The following is a 26,523-nucleotide window of genomic DNA, read 5'->3' as shown; positions in this document are numbered from 1 at the left end:
ATCAGTCGATTCCGCCCGTCAGGGTCGTCTGCTCAGCATAGTCGAGGTGCTTGACCAGCTGTCCGCGCAGCCTTGTCCTGACCTCGTCGAGTTCGATCGGACCTGCCAGGTCGCGCAGCTGGGTCATGGCCAGCCCCGCATACCCACAGGGGTTGATTCGGCGGAATGGCGCAAGGTCCATGTCCACGTTCAAGGCAAGGCCATGGAAGGAGCGGCCATTGCGAATCCGTAGGCCGAGGGAGGCGATCTTCGCTCCGTCGACGTAGACGCCTGGGGCGTCGGGCTTGGCCACGGCAGTGACGCCGTAGCTGGCGAGCAGGTCGATCAGGGTCTGTTCGATCCGGCTGACCAGTTCGCGCACACCAAAGCCCAAGCGGCGGACATCCAGCAACAGATAGGCTACCAGTTGCCCGGGGCCATGGTAGGTCACCTGGCCACCGCGGTCGGTCTGCACCACCGGAATGTCGCCTGGCACCAGCAGGTGCTCGGCTTTCCCGGCCTGGCCCTGGGTGAATACCGCTGGATGCTCGACCAGCCAGATTTCATCCTGGCTGTCCGGGCTGCGTTGCTCGGTAAAGCGACGCATGGCCTCGAGCACCGGTTCATAGGGCTGCAGGCCAAGCTCGCGAATACCGAGACACAAGGGCATCAGAGCACCATTTTCACGATGCCGGTCGCGCGCAAGGCGCTGTTGATGTCGTGCAGCTGGTTCTCGCTTTCGGCAACGATGTGCAGCTGCACCGTGGTGTACTTGCCTTCCTTGCTCTGACGCTCGGCCAGGGTGGACAGGTCGACCTTGGCATGCTGGCAAAGAATGTCGATCACCGTGTCCTTGAAGCCGACAACGGTGTCGCCGATGACCTTGATCGGATAATCGGCGCAGGGGAATTCGATTTTGTGCGACTTGACGTCAGGTTCGCTCATGGCGGAAACGGCCTCGTAAGCCGTGGCAACAACAATGCCCCCGCGCGATACGCGGGGGCATGCAGGTCACGTATCAGTTGAACAACCCGTAGAAGAATAGACGGATGCTATCCCACATACGACGGAAGAAACCACCTTCCTCGACGCCGTCGAGGGCAATCAGGTCGGCGCTGTGAACCACTTTCTCGTCCAGTTTGACTTCCACTTTACCGATCACGTCACCTTTGGCGATCGGAGCGGTGAGCTGCGGGTTCAGGGTCATCGAAGCGACCAGGCGTTTCAATTGGCCTTTAGGCATAGTCAGCGTCAGGTCGTTGGCGAGGCCCGCCTTCACCTGGCTGGTGGCGCCCTTCCAGACCGGGGCCTGGGTCAGCTCGGTGCCCTTCTGGTAGAAGGTCTGGGTTTCGAAGAAGCGGAAACCATAGGTCAGCAGCTTCTGGGTCTCGGCGGCACGAGCCTGCTCGCTGTTGGTGCCGAAGACGACGGCGATCAGGCGCTGGCCATCGCGTACGGCCGAAGCCACCATGCAGTAACCGGCCTCCTCGGTGTGGCCGGTTTTCAGACCGTCGACGGTCTTGTCACGCCACAGCAGCAGGTTGCGGTTGGGCTGCTTGATGTTGTTCCAGAAGAACTCTTTCTGCGAATAGATGGCGTAGTGGGCCGGGTCGATGTCGATGATCGCACGGGCCAGCAAAGCCATGTCGTGGGCCGACGAGTAGTGCTCCGGGTTCGGCAGGCCGGTCGGGTTCATGAAGTGGCTGTTGCTCATGCCCAGATCAGCGGCGGTCTTGTTCATCATGTCGGCGAAGGCGTCTTCGCTGCCGGCGATGTGCTCGGCCAGGGCGACCGAGGCGTCGTTGCCGGACTGGATGATGATGCCGTGCAGCAGGTCGCTGACGCTCACCTGGCTACCCACCTTGATGAACATGCGCGAACCGCCGGTACGCCAGGCGTTTTCGCTGACGGTGACCGGGTCGTTCTCGCCGATCTGGCCACGGCGGATGTCCAGGGTGGCGATGTAGGCGGTCATCAGTTTGGTCAAGCTGGCCGGTGGCAGGCGTTCGTCACCGTTGTTCTCGACCAGCACGTTGCCGCTGGAGGCGTCCATGAGCACGTAGGACTTGGCGGCCAGTTGCGGTGGCGCCGGCATCATCTGCTCCGCTGCGAAGGCAGCAGGCATGATCATCAGCAGTACGGGCAGGCAAAGGCGTTTGGCAAGGTTGGTGATATTCATCCGTCTCTCGAGAATCGCTAATGGTCTGATGTTCCCTGGGCTACATCATGCGCCCAGCGCCAGTCAGTCTAATGGTTGCGGCTGTGCTGCCGCTTTGCCCGGAAAATGCGGCGCGATGTCGCGGCGGGCAAAAGCGGCCATTGTACATGGGCGGGCGTTGCAATTCATGACAAAACCGACAGCTTGAGGCACAGGCCTCAAGCCGCGACAGCTGTCAGTCTGCTGTGACCAGCTTGGCCTGCCCAAGGTTCGCCATGCGAATGCTGTCCTGCGCTTGCTGGACCTCACCCTGGCTGTTGATCGGCCCAAGCCGCACGCGATGCAGGGTCTGCTGGTTACGCACGATGGAACTGATGAACACCGGCGCGCTGACCATGGTGCTCAGTTTCGCCCGCAACAACTCGGCGGCGTCCGGGTTGGCGAAGGCACCCACCTGAAGGAAGCTGCCGCCATTGTTTACCGGCACGCTGCCGCCACCCACCTGCACCGGCACCACCGGTGCCGCATGCTGTTGCGCCGGAGGTGTCCACTGCTCGACCCGACCGGTGCTGGCTGGCACCGGCTGGGCCTGGGCCACCTGCGGCTCCTTCAGCACCAGCGGCGGCTTCTGGCCACGCTGGGCCCACCACTGCTGCGGATCGATGCCCTCGACGCGGACATGGGCCGTGCCGATCTCGGCGTAACCGAGCTTCTTCGCCGCGGCATAGGACAGGTCGATGATGCGGTCGGAATAGAACGGACCACGGTCGTTCACCCGCAGGATGACGCTGCGGCCGTTGGCCAGGTTGGTCACCTTGACGTAAGCCGGCAACGGCAAGGTCTTGTGCGCCGCGCTCATGCCGTACAGGTCGTACAGTTCGCCGTTGGCGGTGTTCTGCCCGTGGAACTTGGTGCCATACCAGGAGGCGGTGCCTTCGGCGCGGTAGTTGCGCGAGTCCTGCATGGGGTAGTAGGTCTTGCCCAGTACCGTATACGGGTTGGCTTTGTAGGGGCCGGTGTGCACGGTGGGCGTGGCATCGGGAATCTTGTTCACGTCCACGTCCCACCAAGGCGCGCCGTCCTTGTGGGCTCGGTTGATGTCGAGGCCCGGTTGGGCGCGGACGACATTACCGCTCTGGGTCGGGGTCGGGCGGTGGGAAGAGCAACTGGCCAACAGCACGCCGACGGCGAGGCAGGTCAGCAGCTTGAAGGAGTTACCAGAGATGATTGCGCGCATTACTTGACGCCCCGTGCTTGGACCAGCTGTTCCGAAAGCTGATGCACCGCCATGGCGTACATCACGCTGCGGTTGTAGCGAGTGATCGCGTAGAAGTTCTTCAGGCCCATCCAGTACTCAGGGCCATTGTCACCCTCCAGACGGAAGGCGGTGACCGGCAGATCATCGCGCAGCGCATCATGACTCGACCAGCCCAGCGCTCGCAACTCCCCAACCGTCTTGACCGGCTCGATACCGGTGGTCAGGCCTTCGTCGACGCGCTCGCCCTGAACCTGGGCACGGCTTACCACCGGTTCGCCGGCGACCCAACCGTGACGCTTGAAATAGCTCGCGACACTGCCGATGGCATCGTCGGGGTCGGTCCAGATATTGATGTGGCCGTCGCCGTCGAAGTCCACCGCGTAGTTGCGGAAACTGCTCGGCATGAACTGTGGCAGGCCCATGGCACCGGCATAGGAACCCTTGAGGGTCAGCGGGTCGAGTTGCTCCTCGCGGGCCAGCAGGAGGAATTCGCGCAGCTCCTTGCGGAAGAACTCCGCCCGCGGCGGATAATCGAAGCCCAGGGTCGACAGTGCATCGATCACCCGGTAACTGCCAGTGTTGCGGCCGAAGAACGTCTCCACACCGATGATCGCGACGATCACCTGTGCCGGCACACCGTACTCCTGTTCGGCACGCGCCAGGGCAGCTTCGTGCTGACGCCAGAAATCCACACCACGGGCGATGCGCGCGTCGGTGATGAACATTGGCCGGTATTCCTTCCACGGCTTGACCCGCTCGGCCGGACGCGAGATGGCGTCGAGAATCGACTGTTTGCGCTGCACCTCGCGGAACACGCCCATCAACTGCTCGCCGGCAAAGCCATAGTCGCGGGTCATCTCGCCGACGAATTCGGCTATCTGCGGCGAGCCGTCGTAATCGCCGGCCTGGGCCTGCTGGACAGCGCCGAACAGGCTTACCGCACCGATCCACGGTACACAACGGACAGCCCAGTTACGCACTGCTTGCATGAAATTCTTCACCTTATTCAAACCTGCGCGATCCATTTGCGGTGCGTGTGGATCGACATCAAAACGCCAAACGCTGACAGCAGCGTCACCAACGAAGTTCCGCCATAGCTGATGAAGGGCAGCGGCACCCCCACTACGGGCAACAGGCCACTGACCATACCGATATTGACGAACACGTACACGAAGAAGGTCATGGTCAAGCTGCCTGCCAGCAGCTTGCCGAACAGGGTCTGGGCCTGGGCGGTGATCACCAGACCACGGCCGATCAGCAGCAGGTAGACGATCAGTAGCAGGCAGATGCCGACCAGACCGAACTCTTCCCCGAGCACGGCGATGATGAAGTCGGTATGGCTCTCAGGCAGAAAGTCCAGGTGCGACTGGGTGCCCAGCAACCAGCCCTTGCCGAACACCCCGCCGGAGCCGATCGCGGCCTTGGACTGGATGATGTTCCAGCCCGTCCCCAGCGGATCGCTTTCCGGGTCGAGGAAGGTCAGTACCCGCTGCTTCTGGTAGTCGTGCATGACGAAGAACCACATGGCCACCGCCACCGGCACCGCCGCCGCCAGCACGCTGAGAATCCAGCGCCAGCGCAGGCCGCCCATGAACAGTACGAAGGCACCGGAAGCGAGAATCAGCAGCGCGGTACCCAGGTCGGGCTGACGCACGATGAGGATGAACGGCACGCCGATCAGCACCAGGCTGATCGCCACGTGCTTGAGATGCGGTGGCAGGGTGCGCTTGGACAGATACCAGGCGATGGTCGCCGGCATGATGATCTTCATGAATTCCGAGGGCTGGAAGCGAATCACCCCGGGAATGTTGATCCACCGCGTGGCGCCCATGGCGTTGTGGCCCATCACGTCCACCACCACCAGCAGGCACACGCCCGCCAGGTAGGCCAGCGGCACCCAGCGGGCCATGAAACGCGGTTCGAGCTGGGCGATGATGAACATCGATACCAGGCCGATGCCGAACGAGCTGGCCTGCTTGAGCAGCAGGTCCCAATTCTTGCCGCTGGCCGAATACAGCACGAACAGGCTGCCGGCCGCGAGAGTGAGAAGGATGATCAGCAAGGGGCCGTCGACGTGGATACGCTGCAGGAAGCTGGCGCGTCGACGCATCACGTCCTCGCTGGAGAGCATGCGATCGAAATTGTTCTTCACGGGGCCGTTTCCTCGGCGACGGTGGCAGGCGCGAACTCGGGCTTGAGATGGCCACTTTCATCGAGCAGCCAGGCATCCATGACCTGACGCACCACGGGGGCGGCGACACCAGAACCGGACTCACCGTTCTCGACCATCACCGAGACCACGATCCTCGGATCGTCGGCCGGGGCAAAGGCCACGAACAGGGCGTGGTCGCGGTGGCGCTCCTGGAGTTTGTTGCGGTCGTACTTCTCGCCCTGCTTGATCGCTACCACCTGGGCGGTGCCGCTCTTGCCAGCGATGCGGTACTGGGCTCCTGCGGCGGCCTTGCGCGCGGTGCCTCGAGCGTTGTGCATCACCTGCTCCATGCCGTGGGTCACCTTGGCCCAATCGGACTTGTCGCGCAGGACGATGTTGTCCATCGGGTTCTCGTCCACAGGCGGCTGTCCTTCGATGGTCTTGGCCAGATGCGGTCGGTTCCACACACCTTTGTTGGCGATCAGTGCGGTGGCCTGGGCCAGTTGCAAAGGCGTGGCCTGCATGTAGCCCTGGCCGATGCCGAGAATCAAGGTCTCGCCCGGGAACCAGGCCTGGCGACGGGTGGCGCGCTTCCACTCACGCGACGGCATGAGCCCTGCGGACTCCTCGAACATGTCGAGGGAGACCTTCTGGCCGATGCCGAACTTGTTCATGTAGGTCGACAACCTGTCGATGCCCATCTTGTGCGCAAGATCGTAGAAGTAGGTGTCGTTGGAGCGCATGATCGCGGTGTCCAGGTCGACCCAGCCGTCGCCGGTACGGTTCCAGTTGCGGTACTTGTGGTCATAGTTGGGCAACTGGTAGTAGCCAGGGTCGAACACCCGGCTACTGGCATTGACCACGCCGCTGTCCAGGCCGGCGATGGCCACCGCCGGCTTGATGGTCGAGCCTGGCGGATAGAGGCCACGCAGCACCCGGTTGAACAGCGGCCGGTCGATCGAGTCGCGCAATTCGGCATAGGCCTTGAAGCTGATGCCGGTGACGAACAGATTGGGATCGAAGCTTGGCTGGCTGACCATCGCCAGCACCTCGCCAGTGCGCGGATCGAGCGCCACCACCGCGCCACGCCGCCCGCCCAGGGCAGCCTCGGCGGCCTCCTGCAACTTGATATCCAGGCTCAGCACGATGTCCTTGCCCGGTTTCGGATCGGTGCGTTTGAGCACCCGCAAGACCCGGCCACGGGCGTTGGTTTCGACTTCCTCGTAACCGACCTGGCCGTGCAGTTCGGCTTCATAGAAGCGTTCGATGCCGGTCTTGCCGATGTGGTGAGTGCCGCTGTAGTTCACCGGGTCGAGGGTCTTCAGCTCTCGCTCGTTGATCCGTCCGACATAGCCCACCGAATGGGCGAAATGCGCACCTTGGGGGTAATGCCGGACCAACTGCGCCACTACCTCGACGCCGGGCAGACGGAATTGATTGACCGCCACCCGTGCGATCTGTTCTTCGTTGAGTTCGAACAGGATCGGCACCGGCTCGAACGGCCGGCGCCCCTGCTTCATGCGTTTCTCGAAGAGGGCGCGGTCATCGGCGGTGAGCTCCAGCACTTCGACGATGGTATCCAGCACTTGCTGCCAGTTACCCGCACGTTCGCGGGTCATCGACAGACTGAAGCTGGGCCTGTTGTCGGCGATGATCACACCGTTGCGGTCAAAGATCAGGCCGCGAGTCGGTGGAATCGGCTGCACGTGCACTCGGTTGTTTTCCGACAACGTCGAGTGATAGTCGTACTGGATGATCTGCAGGTAATACAGGCGGGCGACGAGCACACAGATGAGCAGCACGACCACCACCGCGCCGACCACGACGCGGTTGCGCACCAGGCGGGCGTCTTTTCCGTGGTCCTTGAGACGGATCGGCTGCGACATCGGACGGCTTACAGGCTCATTTGTGGTAAGGGTGCCCGGACAATACGGTCCAGGCGCGGTAGATCTGCTCGCCGATGAGTATCCTTACCAACGGGTGCGGCAGGGTCAGCGGCGACAGCGACCAGCGTTGCTCGGCGCGTGCGCAGACTTCCGGCGCCAGCCCTTCCGGGCCGCCCACCATCAAGTTGACCGTGCGCGCATCCAGGCGCCAGCGATCCAGTTCGCTCGCCAGTTGCTCGGTACTCCAGGGCTTGCCATGGACTTCGAGGGTGACGATTCGCTCCCCTGGCTGGACCTTGCTCAGCATGGCCTCGCCCTCCTGACGAATCAGACGGGCGACGTCGGCATTCTTGCCTCGGGTGTTCAGCGGAATTTCCAGCAGCTCCAGCGACAGCTCCTGGGGCAGGCGCTTGGCATACTCATGCCAACCGTCCTCGACCCACTTGGGCATGCGCGAGCCGACCGCGATCAGGCGCAGACGCACGGCGTGTCCTTATTCCCGGTCCTTGAGCTTGTCGGAGTAGTCGTGGCTGTTCTCCGGGCTGTGGTGCTTGCCATCGGCGGCACGGCTCTGCTCGGCACCCAACCACAGGCGCTCCAGGTCGTAGAACTGGCGAGCGGCGGCGGTCATCATGTGCACGATGACATCATTGAGGTCCAGCAGCACCCAGTCGCTGTCGCCCTTGCCTTCTTCGCCCAGGGGCTGTGCACCCTGCTTCTTCACCGCCTCGCGGACTTTTTCCAGCATCGCGTTGATCTGGCGGTTGGAGGTACCGGTGGCAATGATCATGTAGTCGGTCAGGCTGTGCTTGTCACGTACGTCGATGACCTGGATGTCCTGGGCCTTGACATCTTCCAGCGCGGCCTTGGTCAGCTCGACCAGCTGTTCGCCATTGATTTTCTGCTTGCTCATAAAAAACTCTTCAACTCGTTGGATGAGGCGCCGTGGGGCACCGTCAGTTAGGCACACGATACAGTTCGTGCGCCTCGATATAGGCCAGTACGGCGTCCGGCACCAGGAACCTCACCGATCTGCCGCTGGCCAGCAGCTGTCGGATCTGCGTGGCGGACACCGCGAGCGGGGTCTGCCAGACGAACGAAATATGCCCCGCCGGGCCGGACATGGCGGTGGGGTCGCTCACCGAGCGCGCAGCCAGCAGGTTGCGCAGCTCGTCTGGGGGTTCTACGTCGGCATCCGGGCGTTGCAGCACCAGGATGTGACAGTGTTGCAGCAGTTCGTCCCAGCGGTGCCAGCTCGGCAGGCCGCAGAATGCGTCCCAGCCCAGCACCAGAAACAACTGATCGTCGGCGTGCAGTTCGGCACGCACCGACTCCAGCGTATCGATGGTGTACGACGGCTTGTCGCGGGCCAGTTCGCGGGCATCCACGCTCAGGCGCTCGACGCCCTGCACCGCGCTACGCACCATGGCCAACCGGTCATGCGCGGCCACCTGGGGCGTGTCGCGGTGCGGCGGGCGGGCATTGGGCAGCAGGCGCAACTCGTCCAGTCGCATGAACTCGGCCACCTCCAGCGCGCTGCGCAGGTGGCCGATGTGCACGGGATCGAAGGTGCCGCCAAGAATGCCGATACGCCGGGCTGCCGGGGCTTTGCTCAACTCAACAGGTCCCCTGACCGCGCAACTGGCCGTCGCCGATCACCACGTACTTCTCGCAGGTCAGGCCTTCCAGGCCAACCGGGCCGCGGGCGTGCAGCTTATCGGTGGAAATGCCGATCTCGGCACCCAGGCCGTACTCGAAGCCATCGGCGAAGCAGGTCGGGGTGTTGAGCATCACCGACGCCGAATCGACCTCGGTCATGAACTGGCGAGCCTGACCCTGATGCTCGGTGATGATCGAGTCGGTATGGTGCGATCCATAGTGATTGATGTGCTCGATGGCCTGCTCCAGGCCGTCAACGACACGGATCGACAGGATCGCGTCGAGGTACTCGGTGTGCCAGTCGTCTTCGGTGGCCGGCTTGGCCTCGATGATTGCCCGGGTGCGTTCGCAGCCGCGCAGCTCGACGCCCTTCTCCTGGAAGCGGCGGGCCATTTCCGGCAGGAAGTCGGCGGCCACGCGCTGATCGACCAGCAGGGTTTCCATGGCGCCGCAGATGCCATAGCGGTAGGTCTTGGCGTTGAAGGCCACGGCCAGGGCCTTGTCCAGCTCGGCGTGAGCGGCGACGTAGACGTGGCAGATGCCATCGAGGTGCTTGATCACCGGCACCCGGGCATCGCGGCTGATGCGCTCGATCAGGCCGCGGCCGCCGCGCGGCACGATGACGTCGACGAACTCGGGCATGCTGATCAGTGCGCCCACGGCTTCGCGGTCAGTGGTCTCGACCACCTGCACCACCGCCGCCGGCAGGCCGGCTTCGGCCAGGCCACGCTGGATGCAGGTGGCGATGGCGCGATTGGAGTGGATGGCTTCGGAGCCGCCGCGCAGGATGGTGGCATTGCCGGACTTCAGGCATAGGCTCGCCGCATCGATGGTCACGTTGGGACGCGACTCGTAGATGATGCCGATCACCCCCAGCGGTACGCGCATCTTGCCGACCTGAATGCCCGACGGGCGGTAGCTCATGTCGCGGATGGCACCGACCGGATCCGGCAGAGTGGCTACCTGGCGCAGGCCGGTGATCATGCCGTCGATGCGCGCCGGGGTCAGTGCCAGGCGGTCGAGCAGTGCAGGCTCCAGACCGTTGGCGCGGCCGGCGGCCAGGTCCAGTTCGTTGGCAGCCGTCAGCTCGGCGCGCGCAGCATCCAGCGCGTCGGCGGCGGCCTGCAGGGCACGGTTCTTCTGCGCGGTGCTGGCACGCGCGATCACCCGGGAGGCCTGGCGGGCGGCGTGACCCAGGCGGGTCATGTAGTCAAGAACGGACTCAGTCATGGGTGCGGTGTCTTGGCAAAGGGGAAATCGGCTGATTATAACTGTCGCGCAGGTATACGCCCAGCGGCGGGAGGCGGATGGTTGAAAATGATGGGATCGCCTTGGGGTTTGCAGCGCGTTGAAGATCGAGCGCCGCCCCCAGCGAACCGAAACATACAGAAACCATTCCCCCACCCCCACCGTTCAGCCTCGATTAAGCCAATCATTGCTATCATCCCCGACCTCATCGCCACGAAACGCCAGCATGCCAGCCCCAAGCCCCTGCCCTGCCCGCGCCCTGCCCGACAGCTTCTTCGACCGTGACGCCCAGACCCTGGCCCAGGCCCTGCTCGGCAAGGTCATCCGCCACCGTCACGGCGACCTGTGGCTGGCCGCGCGCATCATCGAGACCGAGGCCTACTACCTCACCGATAAGGGCAGCCATGCCTCGCTGGGCTACACCGAGAAACGCAAAGCGCTGTTCCTCGATGGCGGGCATATCTACATGTACTACGCCCGTGGCGGCGACTCGCTGAACTTCAGCGCCCACGGCCCAGGCAATGCGGTGTTGATCAAGTCCGCCTATCCCTGGGTCGATGCCATCTCCGACGCCAACAGCCTGGCGCAGATGCAGCTGAACAACCCCGACGCCAGCGGTGAAATTCGTCCTGCAGAACGCCTGTGCGCCGGCCAGACTCTGCTGTGCCGCGCCCTGGGCCTGAAAGTGCCACAGTGGGACGCCCAGCGCTTCGACCCCGATCGCCTGTACGTCGAGGACTGCGCCATCGACGTGCCACGGGTGATCCAAACCACGCGCCTGGGCATCCCCCATGGCCGCGACGAACACCTGCCATACCGCTTCGTCGATGCCGCCTTCGCCCGCTTCTGCACGCGGAACCCGCTGCGCCGGGGGCAAGTCGAAGGGCGCGACTTCTTCATTCTCGAACAAGGAAGCTGAACCATGGGCCAATGGCTCGACAGCCTGACCAACTGGCTCGGCGCCAACCCCGAGTGGCTGGGCCTGGCGATTTTCCTGGTGGCCTGCGTGGAATGCCTGGCCATCGCCGGCATCATCGTGCCCGGCACTGTCTTGCTGTTCACGGTTGCCGTGCTGGCCGGCAGCGGCGCCCTGGGCCTGAGTGAAACCCTGTTGCTGGGCTTCCTCGGCGGTCTGTTGGGTGACGCGCTTTCCTACACAATCGGCAAGCATTTCCACCAAAACATTCGCCGCCTACCCTTGTTGCGCCACCACCCTGAATGGATCGGCAGCGCCGAGACCTACTTCCAGCGCTACGGCATCGCCAGCCTGCTGGTAGGCCGCTTCATCGGCCCATTGCGACCGATGCTGCCAATGGTCGCCGGCATGTTCGACATGCCGCTCCCACGCTTCATCGCCGTGAGCCTGCTGGCCGGCGCGGGCTGGTCGGTGGTGTACCTGCTGCCGGGCTGGGCCACCGGCGCGGCGATGCGCCTGCCATTGCCCGAAGGCTTTTGGCCGGAGGCCGCCGTGGTCGCCGGCACCTTGGCGGTGGTGACCGGGCTGAGCCTGAACGCCAGCATCCGTGACCGCCGCCATGGCACCCGACTGATCGCCGCCCTGAGCTTTCTTGCCCTGGCCGGGGTTTTCCTCGGCTGGCCGCTGCTGCATGACCTCGACCAGGGCATCATGACCCTGGTGCAGGAACATCGTAGCCAGGCCATCGATGGCACCGTGGTGCTGGTGACCCGCCTGGGTGACTTCCGCACCCAGTTCTTCCTCGGTGGCTTGCTGACCGGCTTGCTGCTGCTGACCCGACAATGGCGCCACGCGGTGTTCGCCGGTAGCGCGCTGATGGGCACCGCCATCGCCAACGGCACGCTGAAATGGCTGTTCGCCCGCGCCCGCCCGGAAGTCCTCGCCGACCCGCTGACCAGCTACAGCATGCCCAGCGGGCACAGTTCGGCATCGTTCGCGTTCTTTCTGGTGATGGCGGTACTGGCCGGACGTGGCCAACCGCCGCGCATGCGACTGACGTGGATCATGCTCGGCTGTGTTCCCGCGCTGTCGATTGCCCTGTCGCGGGTGTACCTGGGAGCCCACTGGCCGACCGATATCCTGGCCGGGGCGTTGCTCGCCTGCTGCGTCTGCGCACTGAGCCTGACCTTGGTGCAGCATCGCGCCCCGCTGAACGCTCTGCCCCAGCGGGTGTGGTGGCTGGTGGTGCCAGCGTGCGTGGCGTTGCTGGCGTTCTTTGCCATGCATGCCCTGCCGCAGGCGTTGCTGCGCTATCAATATTGATCGTGGCCGAGCCGGCCACGATCGATCAGGCGAACAACTCGCCCTGGATCCGCTCCAGCAAGCGCTGGATCTCCGCCAGGCGCTCCTGGGGCGAATCGATGGTCAACAGGTCGAGCTTGTCTTCCTCCATGAACGGCAACAGGTATGCCAGCTGATTGGCCAGGGACTGGCGACCGTCGACCGCACGCGGCATGTCCAACGCCTCGACCATCGGGTGCTCGCCTAATGCCAGCAACAGCGCCAGCAGGTCATCGTCCTGCTCGCCCAGCGGACTGTCGGGCTGTTCGGCGAGCCAATGGACCTGCCCCAGCATCAGTTGGTCCTTCTGCACTTCGGTCTGGGTCAGCTCGAAGCGGCGCACACCTTCCACGCGGATGCCGAGCAGGCCGTTGTCCTGCTGGACGAAGTCGCGGATCAGCGCCTCGCAGCCGATCGACGCCACAACCGGGGGCGCCTTGCCGACCTGCTCACCTTCGAGGATGCAGACCACGCCAAAACCTTCGCCCTGCTTCATGCAGCGGCCGATCATGTCCAGATAGCGTGCCTCGAAGATCTGCAGATCCAGCAGGCATCCGGGAAACAACACGGTATTGAGGGGAAACAGCGGTAGCGTCATCAGAACTCCTCAAGCCACCAGGCTGACCGCCAACGGCAGGAACACCGCCGTGGCCACCCCCATGAGACTCATCGCCAGCGCGGCGAAGGCGCCGCATTCGTCACTTTCCTGCAAGGCCACCGAGGTACCGACCGCATGTGCGGTGATACCCAGGGACATGCCTCGCGCCTCCGGGCTGAGCACGCCCAGACGGGTCAGCAGGGCCGGGCCGAAAATCGCCCCGATGACCCCGGTAATCAACACGAACACCGCCGCCAATGCCGCCACCCCACCGATCTGCTCGGCGACCAGCATGGCGATCGGCGAAGTCACTGACTTGGGTGCCATGGTCATCAGGATCATGTGTTCGGCGCCGAACCACCACCCCAGCAACACGCACGCCACGGTGGCAAAAACGCCTCCGATTACCAGCGTAGTAAAGATCGGCCAGAACAGTTGGCGAATGCGCCGCAGGTTGAGGTAGAGGGGGACCGCCAGGGCCACCGTGGCCGGGCCCAGGAGGATATTCATGATCTCGGTGCTCTTGCGGTACTCGGCGTAGTCGATACCACTGAGCAACAGCACGCCGATCACCAGCAGCATCGACACCAGCACCGGCTGCAGGAAGATCCAGCGGGTTTTCTCGTAGGCCGCCAGGACCATTTGATAGGCGGCCAAGGTGATGCCGATGCCAAAGAGCGGATGATGCACCACCGCATCCACGGTCCCCTGCCAATCGAGGTTCATGGCTGCTCCTCGCGGGGGGCCTGGCGATGGATAAGCTTTTGCATCAGCACACCGACGAACACCAGGGTAAGCAGGCACGACACCAACAGCGCCCCGACAATGGCCCAGAAATCAGCGGCAATCGCCTTGGCATACACCATCACCCCGACCGCCGGAGGCACCAGCAGCAACGGCAGATAGCGCAGCAGGCTGCTGGCGGCCTCGTTCAGTGGCTTGCCGACCTCGCCGCGGGCCATGAGGAAGCACAGCAACAACAACAGACCGATGATCGGGCCCGGCAGAATCGGGGCAAGCAGATGATTGATCGCTGTACCCAGCAGCTGGAACAGCACCAGCCAGGTCAAACCACGCAACAGCATACGTCTCTCCTCGAGGCATCGCGGCCATTATAAGCATGCCGTGCCTGTATGCCGATATTCGGCAAAGTGCAGGCAACTTGACGGCAACCAGCGGCCGTGCTGATCTTGCACTCTCGTACCAACTAGAAGCCTCTGGAGAGTCGCCATGCCCCATGTACCGGTTACCGAGCTCGTGCAGCATGTTGGAAAGGAACTGGGTCGTTCCGACTGGCTCAAGATCGATCAGCAACGTATCGACCTGTTCGCCGAGGCTACCGGCGATTTCCAGTTCATCCACGTCGACCCACAACGGGCAGCGAATACCCCGTTCGGCAGCACAATCGCCCATGGTTTTCTCACCTTGTCGCTGTTGCCGATGCTGATGGAAGACATCCTGCTCCTGCCCGAGGGGCTGAAGATGGTGGTCAACTATGGCCTGGACAGCGTGCGCTTCGTGCAACCGGTGAAGGTCGACAGCAAGGTGAGGCTCAAGCTGGAGCTTCGCGAAGTGACCGAGAAGCGACCCGGGCAATGGTTGCTGAAGGCAACCGCCACCCTGGAGATCGAAGGCGAAGAAAAGCCGGCCTACATTGCCGAGCCACTGACCCTCTGTTTCGTCTGAACGACATGGGGGCTGCTATGCAGCCCCCATTCTGCGGCATACTCGGCAGATCTTTTGCCCGGGTTCGACCATGCGTCCATTGTTGCCTCTCGCCCTGACCCTGTTGCTTGCCGCCTGTGGCGATGGCGAATCGTTATTGCCGCCGGACGCCCGCCTGCCCGACGGCGGGCGCTATCGAGGCGAGGTGGTGAATGGCCTGCTGCAGGGCCAGGGTCGTATCGACTACCCCAATGGCAGCTGGTACGCCGGCACGTTCAAGGATGGCCAATGGCACGGCCAGGGCGAATGGCACGGTAGCAATGGCGAGGTCTACCGCGGCCAGTTCGCCGAAGGGCTGTTCCAGGGCCTGGGCGACCTGACCACCCCAGGCAGCCACTACGCCGGCACCTTCAAGCATGGCCGGCGCGATGGCGAAGGCACGCTCAAGCAAGCCGATCAGACCTACCGGGGCCAGTTCAAGGACGATCAGTACGACGGTGCGGGCCAGCTCGAACTGGCTGACGGCAGCCGCTACCAGGGGCTGTTCGCCAAGGGCCAGCCCAATGGCGATGGCGTACGCAGCGACGCCAGCGGCAACCAGTTCAGCGGGCGTTTCGTCAATGGCCAACTGCAGGGCAGCGGCACCTACGACAGCGTCGACGGTGAGCAGTACATCGGTGAGTTCAAGGACAACCGTTTGGAAGGCCGGGGCCGCTATGAAAGCGCCGAGGGTGATGTGTGGATCGGCGAATTCAAGGATGGCTCGCTGATCGGCGAAGGCGAAATGCTCGCCAGCGATGGCAGCCACTACAAAGGCGAATTCGTCGACTGGCGCTTCGACGGCCAGGGCACCCTGCAACTGGCTGACGGCAGCCACTACAGCGGCGGCTTTGCCAACGATGCCTACCACGGCGCAGGTCGCCTGACCCTGGCCAACGGTAAGGTGCAGGCTGGTGAGTGGGTGAACGGCGTGCGCGTGCGCGACCAGCACGGCAAGCTGTTGCCCGACCCTCTCGACCTGGCCTTGCTCAACCAAGGCCGACTGCTCGACGAAGCACTGGCCAACGTGCCGCATTCGGCACCACCGATCCAACTGTACAGCCTGGTGGTGGCCGGAGATGGCCAGCAGAGCGTATTCCTGCGCGAAGCCGACTATGTCAGCAACATGCTGAAGGTACGCTTCGGCGCCAGCGGCCAGGTAACCCTGGTCAATCACCGGGATCAGCTGGCGACGCGCCCGATGGCGACACGCGAGAGCCTCTCCCGCGCCGTGCGTACCCTGGCCGAGCGTAGCGGCCCGGAAGACCTGGTGTTCATCTACCTGACCAGCCACGGCAGCGCCGACCACCAGTTGGTGCTCGACCAGCCGCGCCTGCAACTGGCCGATCTGTCCGCTGCCGAGCTGAGCAGCGCCCTGGCCCCGCTGAAGGGCCGCGACAAGGTGATCGTCATCTCCGCCTGCTATTCCGGAGGCTACATCGCTCCGCTCAAGGACGAGCGCACGGTGATCATGACTGCAGCGCGAGCTGATCGGGTGTCGTTCGGCTGTTCGGAAGAGGCTGATTTCACCTACTTCGGCGATGCGTTGTTCGCCCAGGCACTGAATCAGACCGATGATTTGAAACAGGCGTTCGAACTGGCGCGAGCCACCGTTGCCGAACGTGAACAAAGGGAAGGTTTTGAAGCCTCCGAGCCCCAGATGTGGGCACCGCCTGCGGTCCTGGCGCACTGGCAGCGCCTGCGCCGGCAGCAGGCCGAGGAGGCCTTGCGCAACGCCGCACAGGCGAACGTGGGGGAACAGGCGAAAACGCCCGGCAACCACTAAACTCTGTGTGTAACAAGGGAGAGACATCATGTACTTGACGCCTCAGCATGTCCTGCTTGCCGGAGCCACGGGTCTAACGGGCGAACACCTGCTCGACCGCCTGCTCAACGAACCCACCATCAGCCGGGTACTGGCCCCAACGCGCCGCCCCCTGGCCGAGCATCCGCATCTGGAAAACCCGGTTGGCGACCCGGCAGTGTTTCTGCCACAGCTGGCCGGACGCGTCGACATCGCCTATTGCTGCCTGGGCACCACGCTCAAGCAGGCGGGGTCGGAGCAGGCGTTCCGTGCGGTGGACCTGGACATGGTCGTGGCCTTCAGCAAGCGTGCCCGGGAGATGGGCGCGCGGCACCTGCTGGTGGTCAGCGCGATCGGTGCCGATCCCAAGTCGTCGATTTTCTACAACCGGGTCAAAGGCGAGATGGAAGAAGCGCTCAAGGCCCAGGACTGGCCACAGCTGACCATCGTGCGGCCTTCACTGCTGCTGGGTGACCGCGTCGAGCCACGCCTGGGCGAGCGGATGGCGGCGCCGTTCGCGCGGTTTCTCCCAGGCAAGTATCGCGGTATCGAGCCCTGCACACTGGCGCGGGCGCTATGGCGACTGGCGCTGGAAGAAGAAGACGGGGTGCGCATCGTCGAGTCGGATGAGCTGCGTAGGCTCGGCAAGAAGTAATCCTGCGTTCAATCAGGCCTCTTCGCGCCAGTTCGGCGCGAAGAGGCCATCACAATCCACCGCTAGCCTGGAAACCGATGCCCGCCGCGGTCAGCAACGACAACGGCAGGAACAGGGTATCGAGCAGCATGCTCCCCGGCAGATCCAGGCGCGGATACGTCGGTGCCTCGGCGCCGAAGTGGTCCTTGGGGCAGCACCCGCCATTGATCACATACCAGTCCAGCCGCGTCCCGGCATACACCACCGGCGCCCCCGGCTTGTTGGCATCCAGGGTTCGCACGGTGGCGCAGCCGCCAAGCGTCATGCCCGCCAGCAGTATCACCAGCACGCGCTTCAATCATCGACCCCGAAGTGATGCTCGCCCCAGCGCGGGAGCATGTCCTGGGGAATGTTCAGCAGGTTGAGCACACGCGCCACGACGAAGTCGACCAGGTCATCGATGGTCTGCGGCTGATGGTAGAAACCCGGCGCAGCCGGCAGGATCACCGCCCCCATCTGCGACAGCTTGAGCATGTTCTCCAGATGAATCGTCGAGAATGGCGCCTCACGCGGCACCAGGATCAACTGCCGACGCTCCTTGAGGGTGACATCGGCGGCGCGCTCGATCAGGTTGTTGCAGGCGCCGGTGGCGATGGCCGACAGCGTACCGGTGGAGCACGGCACCACTACCATCGCCGCCGGAGCACCGGAGCCTGAAGCTACCGGCGACATCCAGTCCTCCTTGCCATACACCCGCACCTGGCCATCGGCGGCACCGGTGTACTCGGTCAGAAACGCCTGCATCGCCTGTGGCTTGGGCGGCAACACCACGTCGGTCTCGGTGGCCATCACCAGTTGTGCGGCCTTGGAGATGAGAAAGTGCACCTCGCGATCCTCGCGCACCAGGCAGTCGAGCAGGCGCAGGCCATACTGCGCCCCGGAGGCGCCGGTCATGGCCAGGGTGATGCGTTCCGGCCCGTTCACTTCAGGGCCTCGGCCAGCTTGCCGTGCAGGCCGCCAAAGCCGCCGTTGCTCATGATCACCACATGGGTGCCGGGACGCGCCTGGCCCTTGACCCGCTCGATGATCGCCTCGAGGCTGTCGGCCACCACGCTCGGCACCTTGCACTGCTCGGCGGTGGCCGCCAGGTCCCAACCGAGGTTGGCCGGGGCGTACCAGATGACCTGATCGGCGTCGTTGACGCTGTCCGGCAGGCCATCACGGTGGGCACCCAGTTTCATCGAGTTGGATCGGGGCTCGACCACCGCGATCACCGGCGCCTCGCCAACGCGCTTGCGCAGGCCATCGAGGGTGGTGGCGATAGCGGTCGGGTGATGGGCGAAATCGTCATAGATAGTCACGCCCTGAACTTCAGCGACCTTCTCCATACGGCGTTTGACACTCTTGAAGGCGCTCAGACCGTCGATGCCCATGGCCGGCACTACGCCGACATGGCGGGCGGCGGCCAGGGTCGCCAGGGCATTGGCGACGTTATGCTGGCCGGTCAGGGCCCAATCGACCACACCCTGTGGCTCGCCCTCGAACAGCACTTCGAAGCGCGACCCATCGGCGCTGAGCAGCTTGGCCTGCCACTGGCCGCCGGCTCCGGTGGTCTGCACCGGCGTCCAGCACCCCATGCCGATCACCCGTTCCAATGCCGGTTCGGTGGTGGGATGGATGACCAGACCCTCGCCTGGAATCGTCCGTACGAGGTGATGGAACTGCCGCTCGATCGACGCCAGGTCGGGGAAGATATCGGCATGATCGAACTCGAGGTTGTTGAGGATCGCGGTTCGCGGGTGGTAGTGGACGAATTTCGAGCGCTTGTCGAAGAAGGCACTGTCGTACTCATCGGCCTCGACCACGAAGAACGGCGTGTCGCCAAGGCGCGCCGACACCGAGAAATTCTGCGGCACACCGCCGATCAAAAAGCCCGGGCTCATGCCGGCATGTTCGAGGACCCAAGCCAGCATGCTGCTGGTGGTGGTCTTGCCGTGGGTACCGGCGACGGCCAGTACCCAGCGCCCCTGCAGCACGTGGTCGGCCAGCCACTGCGGGCCGGAGACGTAGGGCAGTCCCTTGTTGAGCACGTATTCCACTGCCGGATTGCCGCGCGACATGGCGTTGCCGATCACCACCAGATCAGGTGCCGGGTCCAGTTGCGCCGGGTCGTAGCCCTGGGTCAGCTCGATACCCTGGGCCTCGAGCTGGGTGCTCATCGGTGGATAGACGTTGGCGTCGGAGCCAGTGACGCGGTGGCCAAGCTCCTTGGCCAGCACCGCCAGCGACCCCATGAACGTGCCGCAAATACCTAGAATGTGAATATGCATGGTCGACCTCGCAAAACTTCGAGGCAGGGTAGCCCAGGGCGAAGAAAATCGCACACGATGTTTCGCTCAGACGGCTCGGGTTATGCCGTGCTTGCGCAGTTTTCGATAGAGGGTATTGCGACTGATGCCCAGGTGCTCGGCGACGCGGGTCAAGTGCCAGCGATTGGCCTCCAGCATTTCCATTAGCGCCTGACGCTCGGCGCTCTGCAGTAGATCGACACCCTCCAATGTTCCAGACCCGATAACGGACCTGTGGGAGCGGGCCTCGTTGGCCCTGACCATAGTGGGAATGTCAGAGAATCGGATCAACGTGTCCTCGCACAGCGCCAGCAAAGTCCGCAGCACGGTACGCATCTGCCGCACATTGCCAGGCCAGGCAAAGTCCAGCAGCGCCTGCCGCGCCCGTGGCTCGATGGCGATGGCCTGGCCCTGGGCTTCCTGGCGCAGCAACAGGTCCAACAGCGCCGCCTTGTCGCTGCGTTCGCGCAGTGCCGGCAAGGTGACCTCCAAGCCGTTGAGCCGGTAGTACAGGTCCTCGCGGAAAGTGCCCTGCTCTACCCGTTCGAGCAGGTCGCGATGGGTGGCACTGACGATGCGCACGTCCACTGCCTGGGGCTCGCCCCCGATCGGCACCACCTGGCGCTCTTCCAGCACCCGCAGCAGACGCGTCTGCAGCGCCAGTGGCATGTCGCCGATTTCGTCCAGCAACAACGTCCCGCCATCGGCCTGCAACAGTTTGCCGCGCATACCCTCCTTGCGCGCACCGGTAAAGCTGCCGCCGCGATAGCCGAACAGCTCGCTCTCGATCAGGTTTTCGGGGATGGATGCACAGTTGACCGCCACGAACGGCTTGCCACGGCGCTGGCTGGCCTGGTGCACGGCCTTCGCGAACGCCTCCTTGCCGCAACCGGTCTCGCCGCATAGCAGCAACGGTACATCGCGCTCGAACACGCGAACGGCGCGCTGGAACTCGCGCTGCAGCGCAGGATCCAGCAGACATACACCGTTGGCCGGAGCTTGCACCGGCGCGGTACTGGCCGGCACCGACCACAACGGCCGTTGCGCTTGCCCGCGCAAGCTGGCGAAGAACCGTCGTCCGTCACGGGTTCGCAACGGCCAGGCGGTGCTGCCTGAGGGCGTGGCGCGGCTGAACAACTCATCGTGGCTGCAAGCGAAGCACTGCTCCATGGTCTGCCCCAGCAGGCCATCGCGCCGACAACCGAGCAGGTTCAACGCGCCTTGGTTGGCCGCGCAGATACGCCCATCGCCGTCGAACGCCAGCAGGCCTTCGCCCACCAGGCCGGGCGATTCGACCTGCAGGTGCAAGCGCAACAGCCAGTGTCGCTCGAAGTGACGCAAAAAATAGGCACTTTCGATCAGTTTGGCCGACAGGGTGACCAGGGCCATGGTGTGGAACTGACTCTGTCGCGACACGTCGGGGCGGGCCGAGGACACGTCGAGCACCGCCAGCAACTCGCCATGGGGGTCGAACACCGGGCTGGCCGAGCAGGTCAGGCCCGTATGACGGCCACGGAAGTGCTCATGTTGGTGAATGGTCAGGGCCTGACGCTCGACCAGGCAGGTGCCGATGCCGTTGGTGCCCTCACGCGCCTCGCTCCAGTCCGCACCCAGCCACAGTCCCGCGCGCTCGAACACGCGCCGCTCGGTCGGTGCGGTGACGCAGTTGAGGATCACCCCTCGGGCATCGGTAAGCAGCACCGCGTGACCGGCACCGGAGAGTTGCTGATGCAGGCTGTTCATCTCGCCGCCGGCGATTTCCAGCACCTGACACAGGCGCTCGCGGCTTTCGAGCAGCCGCTCGTGTTCAAGCACCAGCGGCGCCTGGATCAGTGCTGGGTCGAGGTGATAGTCCTCCAGGCAACGCAGCCAGGAGCGGGTGATCGACGGGTCACCGGTGGCCGCGCCGCGGGCGACGGTGTGCACCTGCCGGGCATGGCGGCTGAGTTCGTTGCTCTGCATTTGTTGTTTTGCTCCGCAGATAGAGACTTCACGTCAGCATCCTCCACCCGGGCGGGCTTTGCAATGCAGGTGCCGAGGGCGTGTCATCAACGGTACAAAGTGTCACCCCCCAGCGCGCCATGCCTGGCACGTTCCATCGCGCCTCCACCGCCGGGTCATGGTCCAAGCCGTTGATTGCATTGGCGCTGGCCACGCTGGCCCGGGCTTTGCTCTACGCTTCTCAACTCCACAACAAAACACATAAGCCAGGAGACACACCATGCGTTACGCACATCCCGGTACCGAGGGCGCGAAGGTTTCCTTCAAGAGCCGCTACGGCAACTACATCGGTGGTGAGTTCGTTCCTCCGGTCAAGGGTGAGTACTTCACCAACGTCTCTCCGGTGAACGGCCAGCCGATCGCCGAATTTCCCCGCTCCACTGCCGAAGACATCGACAAAGCCCTGGACGCCGCGCATGCCGCCGCCGATGCCTGGGGTCGCACTTCCGTACAGGACCGCTCCAATGTCCTGCTGAAAATCGCCGACCGCATCGAGCAGAATCTGGAAGTCCTGGCCATCACCGAAACCTGGGACAACGGCAAGCCGATCCGCGAAACCCTCAACGCCGATATCCCACTCGCGGTGGATCATTTCCGCTACTTCGCCGGCTGCATCCGTGCCCAGGAAGGCGGCGCCGCAGAAATCAACGAAGGCACCGTGGCCTATCACATCCATGAGCCGCTGGGCGTCGTTGGGCAGATCATCCCGTGGAACTTCCCGCTGCTGATGGCGGCCTGGAAACTCGCGCCGGCGCTGGCCGCAGGCAATTGCGTGGTGCTCAAACCCGCCGAGCAGACCCCACTGGGCATCAGTGTGCTGGTCGAGCTGATCGGCGACCTGCTGCCCAAGGGCGTGCTCAACATCGTCCAAGGCTATGGCCGAGAAGCCGGCGAAGCGCTGGCCACCAGCAAGCGCATCGCCAAGATCGCCTTCACCGGCTCCACCCCGGTCGGCTCGCACATCATGAAATGCGCCGCCGAGAACATCATTCCGTCCACCGTAGAGCTGGGCGGCAAGTCGCCGAACATCTACTTCGAAGACATCATGCAGGCCGAGCCGAGCTTTATCGAGAAGGCCGCCGAGGGCATGGTCCTGGCGTTCTTCAACCAGGGCGAGGTCTGCACCTGTCCATCGCGCGCCCTGGTGCAGGAGTCGATCTACCCGCAGTTCATGGAAGCGGTGATGAAGAAGGTCCAACAGATCAAGCGCGGCGACCCGCTGGACACCGACACCATGGTCGGCGCCCAGGCCTCGCAACAGCAGTTCGAGAAGATTCTCTCGTACCTGGAAATCGCCGAGAAGGAAGGCGCCGAGCTTCTGACCGGCGGTAAGGTAGAAAAACTCGAAGGCGCCCTGGCCACTGGCTATTACATCCAGCCGACCCTGCTCAAGGGCAACAACCGCATGCGCGTGTTCCAAGAGGAAATCTTCGGCCCGGTGGTCAGCGTCACCACCTTCAAGGACGAAGCCGAGGCCCTGGCCATCGCCAACGACACCGAGTTCGGCCTCGGCGCCGGCGTCTGGACCCGTGACATCAACCGCGCCTACCGCATGGGCCGTGGCATCAAGGCCGGTCGCGTGTGGACCAACTGCTACCACTTGTACCCAGCCCACGCCGCGTTCGGCGGTTACAAGAAGTCAGGCGTTGGCCGCGAAACCCACAAGATGATGCTCGACCACTACCAGCAGACCAAGAACCTGTTGGTGAGCTACGACATCAATCCGCTGGGCTTCTTCTAAACCGCGTTGCGGCATTCACGGGCAAGCCCGCTCCCACAGGTCCCGTGATGGCCTCGGCCATCACACATTACCTGTGGAGGCGGGCTTCCATTGCCAAGCGGTTTCCGTGCACGAACCGCTCTGGCCCGCTTCCTGCAGTCTCGATCACCATCGGCCCGGAACCCCTCCGGACCTCAAGAAAAACAACAGGTGAATCCATGCCTAGCGATCACTCCACCGGCACGCCGGCGGGCTCTTCCGTCGATTTCGAAAAGGTCGGCTCCGACTACTTCCAACAACGTGAATTGAAAAAAGGTGCCGCCGGCTGGGTCCTGCTGGTAGGCCTGGGCGTTGCCTACGTGATATCCGGCGACTACGCCGGCTGGAACTTCGGCCTGGCCCAGGGCGGCTGGGGCGGTATGTTCCTGGCAACGCTGCTGATGGCCACCATGTACCTGTGCATGTGCTTTTCCCTGGCCGAGCTTTCTTCGATGATTCCTACCGCCGGCGGCGGCTATGGCTTCGCCCGCAGCGCTTTCGGCCCCTGGGGCGGCTTTCTCACCGGCACCGCGATCCTCATCGAATACGCCATCGCCCCTGCCGCCATCGCCGTGTTCATCGGCGCCTATTGCGAATCGCTGTTCGGCATCGGCGGCTGGATGATCTACCTGGCGTTCTACATCGTCTTCATCGGTATCCACATCTTCGGCGTGGGTGAGGCACTGAAGCTGATGTTCATCATCACCGCCATCGCGGCCATCGCCCTGGCGGTGTTCCTGGTGGGCATGGTGCCCCATTTTGATGCAGCCAACCTGTTCGATATCGCCAAGACCGACGCGGTCGGTGCCAGCAGCTTCCTGCCCTTCGGCTACGTCGGCGTGTGGGCGGCGATCCCCTATGCGATCTGGTTCTTCCTCGCCGTCGAGGGCGTGCCGCTGGCCGCCGAAGAGACCAAGAACCCCAAACGCGACCTGCCACGCGGCCTGATCGGCGCCATGCTGGTGTTGCTCGCCTTCGCCCTGTTGATCCTGGTGGTCGGCCCAGGTGGCGCGGGCTCCGAGGCCCTGAAAGCATCTGGCAACCCCCTGGTCGAGGCCTTGTCCAAGGCTTATGGCGGCAGTACCTGGATGGGCAGCTTCGTCAACCTGGTCGGCTTGGCGGGTCTGATCGCCAGCTTCTTCTCGATCATCTATGCCTATTCGCGGCAGATCTTCGCCCTGTCGCGAGCCGGCTACCTGCCACGCAAGCTCTCGGAAACCAACAAGAGCAAGGCCCCGGTCATGGCCCTGGTGATCCCCGGCATCATCGGCTTCGCGCTGTCGCTGACCGGCCAGGGTGACTTGCTGATCCTGGTCGCGGTGTTCGGCGCGACCCTGTCGTACGTGCTGATGATGGCCGCGCACATCACCCTGCGCATCCGCCGGCCGAAGATGGAACGGCCCTATCGCACCCCTGGCGGCATCGTGACCTCGGGCGTGGCCCTGGTCCTGGCGTGCATCGCCGTGGTGGCAGGCTTCCTGGTCGATCCGCGAGTGGTGATTGGCGCTGCGGTGATCTATGGGGTATTAATTGCCTACTTTGCTTTCTACAGTCGCCACCACCTGGTAGCGGGTACACCGGAAGAGGAATTCGCCGCGATCCAGCAGGCCGAAGAGGCGTTGAACTGATCGCCGACATCCGCCGCGGGCCACGCCCGCGGCGCTCTGGAGATTCTGTATGGCAAGTTTCGTACACACGGTGGGCAACCTGGTCTACCGCTTCGACAGCCTCCGGGAAGTCATGGCCAAGGCCAGTCCGGCGCGCTCCGGCGACTACCTGGCCGGTATCGGCGCCAGCAACGACGGCGAACGGGTCGCCGCGCAGATGGCCCTGGCCGATATCCCCCTCAGTCACTTTCTCAACGAAGCGCTGATTCCCTACGAGCAAGATGAAGTCACCCGGCTGATCGTCGACAGCCATGACGCCCAGGCTTTTTCCGCCGTCAGCCACCTGACCGTCGGCGGCCTGCGTGACTGGCTCTTGAGCGATGCGGCCAACGAGGACAGCCTGCGCGCCCTGGCCCCAGGGCTGACCCCGGAAATGGCGGCCGCGGTATCGAAGATCATGCGCGTGCAGGACCTGGTCCTGGTGGCGCAGAAAATCCGCGTGGTCACTCGTTTTCGCGGCACCATGGGCCTGCGCGGACGTCTGTCGACCCGCCTGCAACCCAATCACCCGACCGACGAACCGGCCGGAATCGCCGCCAGCATCCTCGACGGCCTGTTGTACGGCAATGGCGACGCCATGATCGGCATCAACCCAGCCACCGACAGCATCGCCTCGATCTGTGCCCTGCTGGAAATGCTCGACGCGATCATCCAGCGCTACGACATCCCTACCCAGGCCTGCGTGCTCACCCACGTGACCACCTCCATCGCCGCCATCGAGCGGGGCGTGCCATTGGATTTGGTGTTCCAGTCCATCGCCGGCACCGAGGCGGCCAACGCCGGCTTCGGCGTCAACCTCAACGTGCTGCAGGAAGGTTACGAGGCCGGCTTGTCGCTGCAGCGCGGCAGCCTCGGGCAGAATCTCATGTATTTCGAGACCGGCCAGGGCAGCGCACTGTCGGCCAACGCCCACCATGGGGTTGACCAGCAGACCTGCGAGACCCGTGCCTACGCCGTGGCCCGGCATTTCAAGCCGTTTCTGGTGAACACCGTGGTCGGCTTCATCGGCCCGGAATACCTGTACAACGGCAAACAGATCATCCGCGCCGGTCTCGAGGACCACTTCTGCGGCAAGCTCCTGGGCGTGCCGATGGGCTGCGACATCTGTTACACCAACCATGCCGAGGCCGACCAGGACGACATGGACACCCTGCTGACCCTGCTCGGCGTGGCCGGGATCAACTTCATCATGGGCATTCCTGGCTCCGACGACATCATGCTCAATTACCAGACCACCTCGTTCCATGATGCGCTCTACGCTCGCCAGACCCTGGGCCTGCGCCCCGGCCCGGAGTTCGAAGCCTGGCTGGAGCGCACCGGTATCTTTACCCAGGCCGATGGTCGAGTGCGCTTTGGCGACAACCTGCCGCCCGCCTTCCGCCAGGCCCTGGCGCAGCTCGCATAGGACATG

General features: G+C 63.9%; 26 protein-coding genes. 8 read left to right on the top strand and 18 right to left on the bottom strand.

Annotated features, from left to right (window positions below):
• Position 1 precedes the first annotated feature (1 nt).
• From lipB to E2H86_RS17940, 11 genes are all read right to left on the bottom strand, one after another.
• Complete coding sequence (gene lipB / locus E2H86_RS17990) at positions 2-649, bottom strand: lipoyl(octanoyl) transferase LipB (RefSeq protein WP_133330204.1); 648 nt, start codon at positions 647-649, stop codon at positions 2-4.
• Complete coding sequence (locus tag E2H86_RS17985) at positions 649-924, bottom strand: DUF493 domain-containing protein (RefSeq protein ID WP_133330202.1); 276 nt, start codon at positions 922-924, stop codon at positions 649-651. Before E2H86_RS17985 ends, lipB begins: the two co-directional genes overlap by 1 nt.
• 73 nt (positions 925-997) lie before the next feature.
• Positions 998-2,158 carry a D-alanyl-D-alanine carboxypeptidase family protein gene (locus E2H86_RS17980; protein WP_133330200.1) on the bottom strand — a complete coding sequence of 387 codons (1,161 nt, stop codon included), beginning with the start codon at positions 2,156-2,158 and terminating at the stop codon, positions 998-1,000.
• 214 nt (positions 2,159-2,372) lie between these two features.
• Entirely contained in the window at positions 2,373-3,374 is a 1,002-nt protein-coding gene (locus tag E2H86_RS17975) for a septal ring lytic transglycosylase RlpA family protein (RefSeq protein ID WP_133330198.1), read from the bottom strand.
• Positions 3,374-4,384 carry a lytic murein transglycosylase B gene (mltB, locus tag E2H86_RS17970; protein ID WP_133330196.1) on the bottom strand — a complete coding sequence of 337 codons (1,011 nt, stop codon included), beginning with the start codon at positions 4,382-4,384 and terminating at the stop codon, positions 3,374-3,376. Before mltB ends, E2H86_RS17975 begins: the two co-directional genes overlap by 1 nt.
• A 17-nt stretch (positions 4,385-4,401) precedes the next feature.
• Complete coding sequence (rodA, locus tag E2H86_RS17965) at positions 4,402-5,505, bottom strand: rod shape-determining protein RodA (RefSeq protein WP_165976092.1); 1,104 nt, start codon at positions 5,503-5,505, stop codon at positions 4,402-4,404.
• 38 nt (positions 5,506-5,543) lie between these two features.
• A complete protein-coding gene (gene mrdA, locus E2H86_RS17960) occupies positions 5,544-7,433 on the bottom strand; it encodes a penicillin-binding protein 2 (RefSeq protein WP_133330192.1) in 1,890 nt (629 codons plus the stop codon).
• Between the two features lie 16 nt (positions 7,434-7,449).
• Entirely contained in the window at positions 7,450-7,917 is a 468-nt protein-coding gene (rlmH, locus tag E2H86_RS17955; RefSeq protein ID WP_133330190.1) for a 23S rRNA (pseudouridine(1915)-N(3))-methyltransferase RlmH, read from the bottom strand.
• 9 nt (positions 7,918-7,926) lie between these two features.
• On the bottom strand, positions 7,927-8,346 hold the full coding sequence (gene rsfS, locus E2H86_RS17950; RefSeq protein WP_133330188.1) for a ribosome silencing factor: 420 nt from the start codon (positions 8,344-8,346) through the stop codon (positions 7,927-7,929).
• 43 nt (positions 8,347-8,389) lie between these two features.
• Positions 8,390-9,049 carry a nicotinate-nucleotide adenylyltransferase gene (gene nadD / locus E2H86_RS17945; RefSeq protein ID WP_133330186.1) on the bottom strand — a complete coding sequence of 220 codons (660 nt, stop codon included), beginning with the start codon at positions 9,047-9,049 and terminating at the stop codon, positions 8,390-8,392.
• Between the two features lies 1 nt (position 9,050).
• Complete coding sequence (locus tag E2H86_RS17940; protein WP_133330184.1) at positions 9,051-10,322, bottom strand: glutamate-5-semialdehyde dehydrogenase; 1,272 nt, start codon at positions 10,320-10,322, stop codon at positions 9,051-9,053.
• Between the two features lie 244 nt (positions 10,323-10,566).
• Here E2H86_RS17940 and E2H86_RS17935 point away from each other — a divergent pair, with 244 nt between their 5' ends.
• Both E2H86_RS17935 and E2H86_RS17930 read left to right on the top strand, forming a co-directional pair.
• On the top strand, positions 10,567-11,259 hold the full coding sequence (locus tag E2H86_RS17935) for a DNA-3-methyladenine glycosylase (protein WP_133330182.1): 693 nt from the start codon (positions 10,567-10,569) through the stop codon (positions 11,257-11,259).
• A gap of 3 nt (positions 11,260-11,262) precedes the next feature.
• Positions 11,263-12,579, top strand: coding sequence for a bifunctional DedA family/phosphatase PAP2 family protein (locus tag E2H86_RS17930; RefSeq protein ID WP_133330180.1), 1,317 nt, complete (start codon positions 11,263-11,265; stop codon positions 12,577-12,579).
• Between the two features lie 25 nt (positions 12,580-12,604).
• Here E2H86_RS17930 and E2H86_RS17925 read toward each other — a convergent pair whose 3' ends face one another.
• Genes E2H86_RS17925 through E2H86_RS17915 form a run of 3 tightly spaced genes read right to left on the bottom strand, consistent with a single transcriptional unit; the run spans position 12,605 to position 14,280 of the window.
• Positions 12,605-13,195 carry an LON peptidase substrate-binding domain-containing protein gene (locus E2H86_RS17925; RefSeq protein WP_133330178.1) on the bottom strand — a complete coding sequence of 197 codons (591 nt, stop codon included), beginning with the start codon at positions 13,193-13,195 and terminating at the stop codon, positions 12,605-12,607.
• 9 nt (positions 13,196-13,204) lie between these two features.
• The gene (locus tag E2H86_RS17920; RefSeq protein ID WP_133330176.1) at positions 13,205-13,921 is read right to left on the bottom strand and encodes an LrgB family protein; all 717 of its coding nucleotides are present in this window, start codon (positions 13,919-13,921) and stop codon (positions 13,205-13,207) included.
• On the bottom strand, positions 13,918-14,280 hold the full coding sequence (locus tag E2H86_RS17915) for a CidA/LrgA family protein (RefSeq protein ID WP_133330174.1): 363 nt from the start codon (positions 14,278-14,280) through the stop codon (positions 13,918-13,920). Before E2H86_RS17915 ends, E2H86_RS17920 begins: the two co-directional genes overlap by 4 nt.
• A 145-nt stretch (positions 14,281-14,425) precedes the next feature.
• On the opposite strand from E2H86_RS17915, the gene E2H86_RS17910 reads away from it, so the two are divergent.
• From E2H86_RS17910 to E2H86_RS17900, 3 genes are all read left to right on the top strand, one after another.
• Positions 14,426-14,881, top strand: coding sequence for a MaoC family dehydratase (locus E2H86_RS17910; protein WP_133330172.1), 456 nt, complete (start codon positions 14,426-14,428; stop codon positions 14,879-14,881).
• A 70-nt stretch (positions 14,882-14,951) separates the two neighbouring features.
• Positions 14,952-16,685 carry a C13 family peptidase gene (locus E2H86_RS17905; protein WP_133330170.1) on the top strand — a complete coding sequence of 578 codons (1,734 nt, stop codon included), beginning with the start codon at positions 14,952-14,954 and terminating at the stop codon, positions 16,683-16,685.
• Positions 16,686-16,713: 28 nt separating this feature from the next.
• The gene (locus E2H86_RS17900; RefSeq protein WP_133330168.1) at positions 16,714-17,358 is read left to right on the top strand and encodes an oxidoreductase; all 645 of its coding nucleotides are present in this window, start codon (positions 16,714-16,716) and stop codon (positions 17,356-17,358) included.
• A 49-nt stretch (positions 17,359-17,407) separates the two neighbouring features.
• On the opposite strand, the gene E2H86_RS17895 is transcribed toward E2H86_RS17900, so the two are convergent.
• The 4 genes from E2H86_RS17895 to E2H86_RS17880 all read right to left on the bottom strand — a co-directional run bounded on the left by E2H86_RS17895 (position 17,408) and on the right by E2H86_RS17880 (position 21,647).
• Complete coding sequence (locus tag E2H86_RS17895) at positions 17,408-17,695, bottom strand: YceK/YidQ family lipoprotein (protein WP_133330166.1); 288 nt, start codon at positions 17,693-17,695, stop codon at positions 17,408-17,410.
• Entirely contained in the window at positions 17,692-18,321 is a 630-nt protein-coding gene (ubiX, locus tag E2H86_RS17890; protein ID WP_133330164.1) for a flavin prenyltransferase UbiX, read from the bottom strand. Before ubiX ends, E2H86_RS17895 begins: the two co-directional genes overlap by 4 nt.
• Complete coding sequence (gene mpl, locus E2H86_RS17885; RefSeq protein WP_133330162.1) at positions 18,318-19,667, bottom strand: UDP-N-acetylmuramate:L-alanyl-gamma-D-glutamyl-meso-diaminopimelate ligase; 1,350 nt, start codon at positions 19,665-19,667, stop codon at positions 18,318-18,320. The genes ubiX and mpl overlap by 4 nt, the downstream gene beginning before the upstream one ends.
• Positions 19,668-19,733: 66 nt before the next feature.
• The gene (locus E2H86_RS17880) at positions 19,734-21,647 is read right to left on the bottom strand and encodes a sigma-54-dependent Fis family transcriptional regulator (protein WP_133330160.1); all 1,914 of its coding nucleotides are present in this window, start codon (positions 21,645-21,647) and stop codon (positions 19,734-19,736) included.
• A gap of 259 nt (positions 21,648-21,906) precedes the next feature.
• Between E2H86_RS17880 and exaC the strand changes: the two genes are divergently transcribed.
• The 3 genes from exaC (at position 21,907) to E2H86_RS17865 (ending at position 26,517) form a co-directional block, all read left to right on the top strand.
• A complete protein-coding gene (gene exaC / locus E2H86_RS17875; RefSeq protein ID WP_133330158.1) occupies positions 21,907-23,427 on the top strand; it encodes an acetaldehyde dehydrogenase ExaC in 1,521 nt (506 codons plus the stop codon).
• A 197-nt stretch (positions 23,428-23,624) separates the two neighbouring features.
• On the top strand, positions 23,625-25,073 hold the full coding sequence (gene eat / locus E2H86_RS17870; RefSeq protein ID WP_133330156.1) for an ethanolamine permease: 1,449 nt from the start codon (positions 23,625-23,627) through the stop codon (positions 25,071-25,073).
• A gap of 49 nt (positions 25,074-25,122) precedes the next feature.
• Positions 25,123-26,517 (top strand): ethanolamine ammonia-lyase subunit EutB, encoded by a 1,395-nt coding sequence (locus tag E2H86_RS17865; RefSeq protein WP_133330154.1) that lies wholly within the window; start codon positions 25,123-25,125, stop codon positions 26,515-26,517.
• Positions 26,518-26,523: the final 6 nt, after the last annotated feature.

The organism is Pseudomonas putida (assembly GCF_004357765.1).
GTDB classification, from domain to species: Bacteria; Pseudomonadota; Gammaproteobacteria; order Pseudomonadales; family Pseudomonadaceae; genus Aquipseudomonas; species Aquipseudomonas putida_U.
Note: the sequence above shows the minus strand (reverse complement) of the source record. Positions and strands in the feature narration are given on the sequence as shown.